The organism is Alkalibacillus aidingensis, from assembly GCF_014595945.1.
GTDB lineage: Bacteria > Bacillota > Bacilli > Bacillales > Alkalibacillaceae > Alkalibacillus > Alkalibacillus aidingensis.
The window spans coordinates 1-1,545 of the sequence record NZ_JABXWU010000022.1 but is presented as its reverse complement, the minus strand read 5'-3'; the positions used below and the strand labels follow the sequence as shown (position 1 = coordinate 1,545).

General features: G+C 34.7%; 1 protein-coding gene. It reads right to left on the bottom strand.

Annotated features, from left to right (window positions below; all coding sequences use genetic code 11):
* Positions 1-757 precede the first annotated feature (757 nt).
* Positions 758-1,186, bottom strand: a complete 429-nt coding sequence (locus HWQ49_RS14540; RefSeq protein WP_188208354.1) for a hypothetical protein — start codon at positions 1,184-1,186, stop codon at positions 758-760.
* Positions 1,187-1,545 lie beyond the last annotated feature (359 nt).

Sequence of the window (1,545 nt, the reverse complement as noted above, 5' to 3'; positions counted from 1 at the left end):
TTAAATCAAATGTGGCTTCATTGATAATCCAGTCATAGACTTTCTCTGTGTTAATACATAGAAGCTCTTGGCCTCCAACATTCATATTTCCACTCACATTTTCATTCATAGAAAGACACCTCCATGTCAAATAATTAGCTCTATACTAGTAATATATGAAGTCTAATGATATAGATGTAGTACTAGTGTGGAGATTGAAGAAATTATATTAAACTATTTCGTGATCTTTGTAGAGTATTTTTTACTGTATGTACGTGGATGTTTCCTAAATATTTATGTATACGCTAATCCTTTCGTCATTATGTTTATGACAACCCTGAGTACCATAGTAAAAAACTCCCCCGTCGACCTCTTAGGAGAGTTTTTTACTACCTAGGATTTTAGTTCCCACCACAGCCACAGTTTTTGCGCTTCTTCTTTTTAGGAGTGGGTGAGGTTGTGGTGGCGTGAGACTGGACCGCCTTTAACCTTTTTCGTTCGTTTCCTGACATTTTCGCTTTCACTATTTACATCCCCTTTACTAAAAGACATACTATTTTCTTTTACTTTATTATAGTTAAAAAATCTATAATAGACTGGGTCATTATAGATTATCTATTAAAAATAGGCTAATTCAGTGACTAGAGTGATTAGACTATTTTTGCGTGTTTATTCATTGGTTCACCTACGATATTTCTTATGCTTTTGAGTTTTTCGTGAGTTGATCACGGTTACTTCGGGATCGTTTTTTAATTGAAAATTTAAGGATTGTCGATAGTTATTTACTTTTTTTTTTAGGCGCAAGCTCAATGTTTTTAGACTTAGACAAAAATTGGTGTAACTCCCGATAACTTGAAGGTGTTTGATCAGATTTCGGTGTTGGATTATGGGTTGTAGCGTGATTCTCTTGTGGTTCAGACTGATTATAAGGCTGCTGGAGAGTCATGTCGCTTTCTTCCTGTTGTTGAGCTTCTTGATGATGTGTTGATTCATCTGTCGTAGGCGACTGGGTTAAGCTTGTGATCTCTTCAGCCAATTTCTCGGCGTCGATTTGACTGAGGCTATTTTTAATCTCACTCATTTCTTCTCTTAGTTGGATAAGCGTCTGATTGATGTCTTCTAATTGAGTATTTAGAAGATGACGTTCCTCACTTACATGTGAAGATTGATTCGTTTCTTTGTTGTTTCCTTCTTGTTCACATACCATAGCATGTATCACCCTTTCTAATGATTGATTAAACTGAATTTGTAGGTAAATATCCTATGAATAGGCTATCATTCGCAAACTATCGCCTATCATCCTTACCTTTTCTATGACATTATTATCATATTAATTTTCGAAACGAAATGTGAGAAAAATATAAATGATAAGTTTTTGAAAAAAACTCAGCGATATCATTAGACATACTTAAAGAACGCTACATATGCTACCTATGAAAGATATATCTATTATGGAGGTGTACCCATATATGCAAGACCAGAATCAGACAGGAAACCAAGAGCTTCTATGTATTAACACAGAGAAAGTCTATGACTGGATTATCAATGAAGCCACATTTGATTTAA